The following is an 8,239-nucleotide window of genomic DNA, read 5'->3' as shown; positions in this document are numbered from 1 at the left end:
AGGGTGCAATCTAAATTTTCAGATAAAGTCATAAAAAAAATGAGCGTATTGGCATACACTCATTTTTACTACATTTTTCTAATGTCTGCTTAACTGACTGGCATTACTCAAATGAGGGGATTTTTATTTACTCTTCTTCCCAATCAAAATCCTCATCCTCCCAATTGATATAAGAAGAATCATCTAAATAACGAGTAAAAGTGAATTCATTTAAATTTTCATAAAAATGAATTAATTTATTTACTTCTCGATCGACTATATTTTCTTGCTCTAATGTTAATTTTGGCAAATGTATATCATGACGACCACTTTCGGCTGCAAAAATATTACCCTGATCATATATTGCTTCTGTCTTGTAATTACCTTGAGCTAAATCATGACCAAAATAATGAGCAAATTTTTGCCATTTCCATGCTTCAATCAAATCATTCTCTTTTAATTTTTTGATTTCATCGAATCCATCACAGACGATTCGATCAAATATATCTCTTAGGCATTCTTCATTACCACGCTTTGCTAATTCCAATTCTATATCTGATGGATAAATGGATAATTTGAATGACTATAGTCATACATATCTTCATCAAAATCGTCGTCATCAACGTAATGATCATTATCTCCAAATTGATAAAGTTCTAGCTGAGCAGGAAAACTTCCTAAATGAGCAGCAATTTTTAAATACTTTATATAGTTATCTTTATATTCATTATTACGTTCTTTTTCTTTAATAAAATTATCTAAGCCTGCTTTCCAAGTTGGACTAATTTCTTTACCTTGCAAATATCTATGATAAAGATAATTCATATCTTTATTCTGCTCATCAAAATCACTTTCACAATCACTATAAAATTGTGCAATCAAATATGGATAAATAGAAACCTGAGGGAACTCTATAAAGGTTTTTTTCAGCCGTTCTAAAACATTGTCATGCAGTGAATCATCATCCAAAGCATGTCTAACAAGCTGACTCATTTCCTCATTTGTTAAATATAAAAAATGATAATTTGAAAGATGCTTTTGAAAAAAAGGTGCTAGCGCAATTGAGACGTTTAATTCCTCACAGCGATTTTCAAATAACTCTCCATCCAACTGGTCATCGATTGAATCTGTAAAAATTGGGTAAGAACTTAGTTTTAAACTATTAAAAGTTTTAAATCCAAAAAGTGCTGCAACTATTTCATTTATATAAGAACGTTTAATCTCAATATCATGAAATTTAGTAGTTTGCTGTATTTCAAAAGCTAATGCGCTGATCGTAGACATGTTTATCCTTAAAGTTGTTTCTTAGAATCAAATTTGGACACACGTTTAAACTTTTGAATCTAATAGTGAAACAAAATAAAGAAAACATTAAGAAGAATAGACTATTCAATATAAAAATAGATTTTTGTCTTTTTTTACTCGTGTGTAAGTAAGGTGGACACCTATATTTGATAATAGCAATCAAAATTTAAAAATCAAGTTTTTTATGATTTCTCAATTTTACTTACTCTCAAACTCAATCACCAAACCAATTTCATGGCAGTAAAATCCACAATATAAGGTTTGATCACATGCTGACGGCGAAATTTAAGATTCATAAATCGCTTGGCACGTAGAATTTGCCATATCAGATGTTCTGCATCGGTGGCGGTGTGGCGCATGGATTTGGCGAATTCTAATAATTGAGGATCTATTTTCATTGTTATTTTAAAAGAGCATCATAGCTTTATGATGCTTTGGTTAAAAAAATTAAGTTTAGAATGAGTCAAATGACCAGCTAAATGCCCTATTTTTAAGTAAAATTTTAAAATAATCAAAATCCTTATAATCATTTAAACACTGTTCATCTCGTAATATTTTTTTTTGAATTTCGTTCAAATCACGTTGGTATTTTTTAGCCAAATCCACAGGTTTAAAGGTCTGTTTATAGAAACCTGAACTCTCCCAATCAAATGAGTAAATAATATTATCTACCTCAAACTGCAATTGCTCAATTTGCTCTTCTAACAATAGATTATAAGATTTTAAATGTTCATTTGCGATTTTAACTGCTTGTTTTTGATCACCTTGCTCTGTATAAGCACGTAACTTTAATAGAGCTAGTAAATCTTTTTCCTCTAGCGCCGTATTGGCTTGCTGTAATAATTCAGTTTTTTCAATGCGTTTTTGCTCATCTCGCTCACGGTCAGGATGGATCACTGAGGCAATTTTTAAATAGATACTTTTTAATGACTGCCCTGCCATTTTTTTTGCATCTTCAAGTTGCATTTGCTTCTTTAAAATTTTCTTTTTCTCTTTTTCGGCAAACTTTTGATATTCTTCACGCTCACGATCATTCAGTTGATTTTGAATAAAATCGGCTTCTTCTCGATCAAATTTGGCTTTTACTTTTTGCATAAATTCTTCAAGATTTTCGAGATCAAAATCAAAGTCAATCCAGTCTTCAGACACACCTAATTGATCTGCAAGAATTCCCTTCATCACTTGTTTCTGCATCATTTCATCAGCATCATGCTCTGGATGAGAATAATTCTCTGCTTGCGATGTAACCGTCTGAAAATTAGAGCTCTCTTCTAAAAGGTTATAATATTTAGCAATGACTATCGCCAATTCATGTTGCTGTTCAGACAGATTAGGATTATCTAAGAGCAGACTCGCTAAAATCGAAATTTTTTCATCTAAACGCTGTAAATGGGTTTTAGCAAATTTATGCGATTGTTTATATTGCCAAAGTACTTCTAATTGACTAAATAAAACTTGATGCCATTTGCTATATAATGGCAATAGTTCTGCACTTGCATCCTGCTGTACTTTTTGTTGTGCTTGTTGCCACTCTAACAAAGATGCTTGAAGTTTCTCAATTTTTAAAATCAGACGATTAAACTTCTTTTGTTGTGGGGATAAATTTCCAGTTTCTTGATATAAGCTTAAATCTAAAATGCTCATTACTTTGTTTCAATACAAATGCTATTCAACTCATTATTTTAACATAACGAATACCTAAGACCGTTGGTTTAGAGAGTAAAAAACTTTTTACTTCATTAAATCCCATGCCTTAAAAACATCTCCAAGCCGCTCACCTTTTTGATATACATCAAGCGTTCTTTTTCGACTTTAATCTGCTGTTTAATGGCTGAAGTATCTTCATCAATCTGCTTATACAGGTCAGCAATTTGAACTTTCCCTTTCGCCTTTTTCACGGCAATTCTGGTTTTCGATGACCAGACCAATCTATGGATCAAGGTATCGATCTGTTCTTGTAATTTCCGGCTTTGTGCATCCAAAGCCAATTGATAGAATCTTAGTTGCTCCGCACTTAAACCTTTTTGTGAAATATCCTGATCTTGCTCGATCTGCAGTTGCATTTTCAGTAACGTAAACAGGTCTTGTTCTGCATAAGCCTCATTGGCACGTTGCAATAATTCAGTTTTCTTGATTTTTTTGACATCATTCACTTCACGGTCAGGGTGAATGATGGCAGCAATTTTTAAATAAACGGTTTTCAATGACTGCTCTGCCATCGCTGCTGCCTGCTCCTGTTTTTCCTGCTGGCGTTTTAATCTGGCTTGCTCACGTGCCTGCTGAAAATGATCTGATTCCCATTCTTCAAATACTTCTGCATCTGCAAGATCTGAGGGATTCTCATTCTTAAAGAATATTTCCAGTTCATTTATTTTCTTTTGGCTTTTTCTGAACTGGGCATGCTCGGCACGTTGCTGATAGTAAGTGAAAATTTCATTCACTTTATGGGCTTGTTGCACCGACATTGCCTGAGAGTCTTTTAGATAATTTGCAAGGTATTGAATCTTTTCATCCAGCACCACCAGTTCTGCCTTGGAAAATGTAGTTTCCTGCAGGTGCTTCCAGAGCTGTTCCAGCTGCTTGAACAGTACACCATGCAATTCATGGTAGACCGGCATAAATGTTTTATGGGTATATTGTTGCAGCTCTTCTTCAGCCTGTTGCCATTGGTGTAATTCCTGTTTCTGTTGCTCGATTTTATCAATCAGATGATCCAGCTTCTTCTGCTGTGGCGAAAGCGCTGTAAATGGCTGAATCATGGTTTTCAAGTCAAAGAGCATGGCAGCGGAAAGACCAATAGGAAATACTATCTATAGTAATTCTTTCAGCTTTCGCCACATAGTTCTTTTCAACCGGCCCTTTCGAAATTTGTATCAGAATTAAAAAAAGCAGACCAAAGTCTGCTTTTTCGCTCTCATATTGATTATTCCAGCACTACACGGCCATTCAAGGACTGCACCGGACGGTTATTTGGGTGTCCCATCAGTTTGGCAAATTCCGAAATCTGCTTGGCAGAAGCCTGCTGAATATCCTTCAGGATCAGCCAGCGTACGCCTTCAGAACAAGGCGGTGTGGTCAGCGAGCCGCTAAAGCGATAATAATCCAGATTCTTAGGCAACATCTGATTCACCGCTTGTGGCGTTTTCAAAACCACTTTTTCACCCTGTTTTTTTGGTAGGCGACTCCACATGCGTTTGAGCATCTGACTTTCCTGTCCCTGTTCAAACATCATCCCCACCACAGCCAGCTCACCTTTGGCATTGGAATGGACAAAATGGATTTCCAGTGGATAGCTTTTACCCTTGATCAGGTTTTCACTCGGGCTGTGCAAATGAAACTGCTTCAGTACAAAGGTATCGCCATCCAGTTGCAATTCACCACCTTGCGCAAAATCCACCTGAACAGTATGACCTTTATTTTCGATCGCATGAATCATGGTGTTATAGCTGAACTTGAGCGGTTCCAGTTCTGCTTTCACTGTTCGCTCAATATTGATTGGCGACTGGTTCAGACCGTTACAGGCCGAATATTTCTGGCTCAAAGTCGACCATTGCTCAGGCTGAGTATAATCCCACTCCGTATCTGCCCAGACCGCTGTACTTAAACCCATAACCGTTAAAAGCGTGAATATTTTTTTCACAATACATCCCTTATTGGAAGTCAAAATCACAATTTCTAATTTAAAAACAGTTTATTAACCTGGTGTAATCACTCTATTTTTCAGGCCACAAACTACAGATGTTTATAGAAATGAAGTGATTTGCTTACAAATTTCTAAACACTCCCAGGTATTCAAAACACATTATTCAGAATTTATATTGATAGATTTCAAATGGATAATAATTTTATAGATTTAAAAATAGACAGCAAAGAATGTGATCTTCTTCAAATTTAATCTGCTGATTTTTTATGCGTTATTTACATGAAATCTCTATCTTATTTTGAATAAATTAAATAGCTGTATTTTTAAGCTCAAGCTTCTTTTTTAAATAGAATCTATCTTTATTCATAAACTTACATAAACACAGCAGCAAATAAAATACTGATATTGCTAGACTCGAGCCAAAGAGCAAAGTAAGGATAAAGAATTTAAATGGACTGGGCGACCATATTTATAAATGACACCACTTGGGAGTTTACCGCAGAAATTTTGCTGCGTTGTGCCCTGATGTACACGATGATTATCCTGTTTCTGCGTCTGACCGGAAAACGCGGGGTACGTCAGCTTTCCATCTTCGAAGTCGCTATCATTTTGAGCTTGGGTTCGATTGCCGGTGACCCGATGTTTACCGAAGATATTCCCCTGATTCAGGCAGTTCTGGTGATGTCGGTGATTATTATCATGTACCGCCTGACCACCTGGCTCATGATGAAATATCAATGGTTTGAAGACCTACTGGAAGGTAAACCGATTTATATCGTAGAAGATGGCGTGCTGGTCGTTGAAGAAATTAAAAAAGGTAAAATGTCACATGATGAATTCTTTGCCGAAATGCGCCAGCAAGGTGTAGAACATCTCGGTCAGGTACGCACCGGTTTACTGGAAACTGACGGTAAGTTCAGTATCCTGTTTTTCAAATCGGATGAGGTTCGGCCTGGGCTGCCACTTTTTCCTAAAAGCTGTTCTATAGTGCAACAGGTTAAGGCGGGGCAATTATATGCCTGTATTTACTGTGGGCAGGTGCAAACCCTTACGCACGCCGATCAGCAATGTCCGCGCTGTGATTCTGCGCAATGGGCCGAAACGATTGACTGTTTAAGAATAACTTAAGCCTGATTCAGTAACTGCAAATGCGCAAAAATTTCCGGCAGTTGCTGAATTTTATATTGGATATGTTCAGCATCTGCATGAAAGCCTTGCATCCATAATGCATGCATTCCGGCCTCTGTAGCTCCTTGTACATCATTAATTGGATGGTCGCCAATATATAGGCACTGTGTAGGTTGCACGCCTAGACGCTCTGCTGTGATCTGGAATATTTCCGGCTGTGGTTTGTTAAAACCCACTAGTCCCGAACTGATGATCTCATCAAAATAAGGTTCAATACCCAAACCCCGAATCGTATTCAAACGGGTGTCATGTCCGCCATTGGAAACAATGGCTAGCTGATAACCCTCATCTTTCAGCTGCGTTAATACTTGCTCTGCTGCCGGCATTTCTACGGCGAAACGGCCAAACTGGCTAAACCAGAACTGGGCTAGTTCTTCTATGCTAGGAGGATTTAACCAGTGTAGTTCCTGCAATAATGCATAAGCAGCCGAAGCCCCGATACCACCATGGGTCAGCAATTCTTTTTTAGGATAACCACCATTATCGATGCGCCTTACAATCTCGATAATTTTGTCAGGCTCGACCTGTGCCAATGCTGGCGCATAATATTCTGCCAGATAACGGCTATAGGCCTGTGCAGTCAGATCACGATGGGTCAAGGTATTGTCGAGGTCAAATAAAACAGCTTGAATAGGCATAATTTTCAAAACGAAATGCTGAAACTTTCAATCATGTTAACAGCCCGAAACTTGTTAGATCAGACATAAAATTGCTAAGTTTTGTTGTTTTAAGCATAAAAAAAGCGATGCCAAAGCATCGCCTTTTCTTAGCTTACAAAGTCTAAATTAGAATTTGTATTCGAAACCTGTACCTACAAGAACTTGTTTATCTTCATCAGAACCTTGTTCAATAGTTAGGTAACCAGCATGACCATAAGCTTTCACTTGTTTAGAGAATGCATAGTCAAGACCTACCAAGAATTGGTTTGCTTCAAAATCTGCAACATTGGCTTTTGTAAAGCTTGTAGAGTTTTGACTATATTGGCCTTTTACTGTCCACTTATCAGCATTTGGTAATTTATATTCTGCTCCAATTAGCCAGCCTTGTGCATCATCAATATCATTACCATTTACAGCAATACCATTACTTGCCACTGAAGTTGCATTTGAATTACCTTCAACCTCTGCAAGATCAGATGTTTGGAATAACGCCTTAATGGCTAAGTTATCATTTACATTTACTCGGCCAATCGCACGAATTGTATCAGCAGCAGCTAACAAAGCTTTTGCTGTACCAATTTCACCATTTTGTGTGTTTAAGATACCTACACCAGCAAAGTTGGATGGAATCGCTTTATCATAACCAAGACCTAAAACAACTGCTTTGCTGTCATATACTAAAGATGCTGACCATGCATCACCTAAGCCACGGCCTGCAACTTTAGCACCGCCTTTAGAAGAGCTAATACCACCGGCTTCACCTGTAGCTAATAGTGCAGTTGCTTTTAGTTTACCTTCACCGACTGCAAAGCCAGGAGCTTCATAGACGACAACATTATCGATACGGTTTTCACCGGTAAAGATACCTGCCATATCCGCTTTATTTGCAACATAGTTATTGAAAGTATCAACTACTGAAGAAAGCTGTTTTACAGGCGTATCGATTTTACCTAGTTTTACTGTACCTAACTTTTCATCTTTAAGACCGACTAAAAGATTACGCGGTACAAATGTATCTGTACTTCCACCATTGTCTACATAGAAGGTAAATTCAGCTTGATAAAGCCCACTTAAACGGTCAGTAAGTTTCTCCTCACCTTTTAAACCCAAGAATGAATTATTAGTATTCAGTTCAATAACATCGCGATCAGACACAGGTGAAGCATTGTCTTCAGGTAAATAATCAACTGTGGCATCAATCTCACCATAAAAAGTTGGTGCTGCAAAAGTTGTCCCCGCCAAAAGGCTGAATGCAATTGCTGTCGCTAACTTAGTTTTCATCAAAAAAATCCTTAATTTATTTTGTAACAAATAATACACACGGCGCTTATATTACAAAATTATTAAATTAATATTTCTCTGTACACGACAAAAATAGATAACTCATTGAAATAATGTCATAATAATTGTTTTCTAACGACGAATACTATGACACATCTCAATGAGTTATATCTTATCTTAAACA

8 protein-coding genes and 1 pseudogene are annotated in these 8,239 nt (G+C 36.9%); 1 reads left to right on the top strand and 8 read right to left on the bottom strand.

The window, feature by feature from the left end:
- Positions 1–127: 127 nt before the first annotated feature.
- The 6 genes and pseudogenes from WFH18_RS15905 to WFH18_RS15880 all read right to left on the bottom strand — a co-directional run bounded on the left by WFH18_RS15905 (position 128) and on the right by WFH18_RS15880 (position 4,894).
- On the bottom strand, positions 128–526 hold the full coding sequence (locus WFH18_RS15905) for a hypothetical protein (protein WP_121980441.1): 399 nt from the start codon (positions 524–526) through the stop codon (positions 128–130).
- Between the two features lie 2 nt (positions 527–528).
- Positions 529–1,263, bottom strand: coding sequence for a hypothetical protein (locus tag WFH18_RS15900; protein WP_305158252.1), 735 nt, complete (start codon positions 1,261–1,263; stop codon positions 529–531).
- A gap of 228 nt (positions 1,264–1,491) precedes the next feature.
- Positions 1,492–1,682: pseudogene (locus WFH18_RS15895) on the bottom strand (endonuclease domain-containing protein); the annotation flags it as partial.
- A gap of 55 nt (positions 1,683–1,737) precedes the next feature.
- Positions 1,738–2,928 carry a hypothetical protein gene (locus WFH18_RS15890; RefSeq protein WP_004279387.1) on the bottom strand — a complete coding sequence of 397 codons (1,191 nt, stop codon included), beginning with the start codon at positions 2,926–2,928 and terminating at the stop codon, positions 1,738–1,740.
- Between the two features lie 95 nt (positions 2,929–3,023).
- Complete coding sequence (locus WFH18_RS15885; protein WP_004279386.1) at positions 3,024–4,064, bottom strand: hypothetical protein; 1,041 nt, start codon at positions 4,062–4,064, stop codon at positions 3,024–3,026.
- Positions 4,065–4,207: 143 nt separating this feature from the next.
- Positions 4,208–4,894, bottom strand: coding sequence for a carbonic anhydrase (locus tag WFH18_RS15880; RefSeq protein WP_005104680.1), 687 nt, complete (start codon positions 4,892–4,894; stop codon positions 4,208–4,210).
- A gap of 483 nt (positions 4,895–5,377) precedes the next feature.
- On the opposite strand from WFH18_RS15880, the gene WFH18_RS15875 reads away from it, so the two are divergent.
- Positions 5,378–6,055, top strand: coding sequence for a DUF421 domain-containing protein (locus WFH18_RS15875; RefSeq protein WP_005104681.1), 678 nt, complete (start codon positions 5,378–5,380; stop codon positions 6,053–6,055).
- On the opposite strand, the gene WFH18_RS15870 is transcribed toward WFH18_RS15875, so the two are convergent.
- Both WFH18_RS15870 and WFH18_RS15865 read right to left on the bottom strand, forming a co-directional pair.
- Complete coding sequence (locus WFH18_RS15870) at positions 6,052–6,753, bottom strand: HAD family hydrolase (RefSeq protein WP_005104682.1); 702 nt, start codon at positions 6,751–6,753, stop codon at positions 6,052–6,054. The genes WFH18_RS15875 and WFH18_RS15870 overlap by 4 nt on opposite strands.
- Positions 6,754–6,900: 147 nt before the next feature.
- Entirely contained in the window at positions 6,901–8,055 is a 1,155-nt protein-coding gene (locus tag WFH18_RS15865) for a porin (protein ID WP_262458909.1), read from the bottom strand.
- Positions 8,056–8,239: the final 184 nt, after the last annotated feature.

This window comes from Acinetobacter sp. USHLN143, from assembly GCF_037145695.1.
Lineage (GTDB): Bacteria > Pseudomonadota > Gammaproteobacteria > Pseudomonadales > Moraxellaceae > Acinetobacter > Acinetobacter fasciculus.
Note: the sequence above shows the minus strand (reverse complement) of the source record. Positions and strands in the feature narration are given on the sequence as shown.

Excerpts from the sequence above, each read along its gene's own strand:
- WFH18_RS15875 (WP_005104681.1), top strand. The coding sequence starts at position 5,378 with ATGGACTGGGCGACCATATTTATAAATGACACCACTTGGGAGTTTACC.
- WFH18_RS15885 (WP_004279386.1), bottom strand. The coding sequence starts at position 4,064 with ATGCTCTTTGACTTGAAAACCATGATTCAGCCATTTACAGCGCTTTCG.
- WFH18_RS15870 (WP_005104682.1), bottom strand. The coding sequence starts at position 6,753 with ATGCCTATTCAAGCTGTTTTATTTGACCTCGACAATACCTTGACCCAT.
- WFH18_RS15900 (WP_305158252.1), bottom strand. The coding sequence starts at position 1,263 with ATGTCTACGATCAGCGCATTAGCTTTTGAAATACAGCAAACTACTAAA.
- WFH18_RS15880 (WP_005104680.1), bottom strand. The coding sequence starts at position 4,894 with ATGGGTTTAAGTACAGCGGTCTGGGCAGATACGGAGTGGGATTATACT.
- WFH18_RS15865 (WP_262458909.1), bottom strand. The coding sequence starts at position 8,055 with ATGAAAACTAAGTTAGCGACAGCAATTGCATTCAGCCTTTTGGCGGGG.
- WFH18_RS15890 (WP_004279387.1), bottom strand. The coding sequence starts at position 2,928 with ATGAGCATTTTAGATTTAAGCTTATATCAAGAAACTGGAAATTTATCC.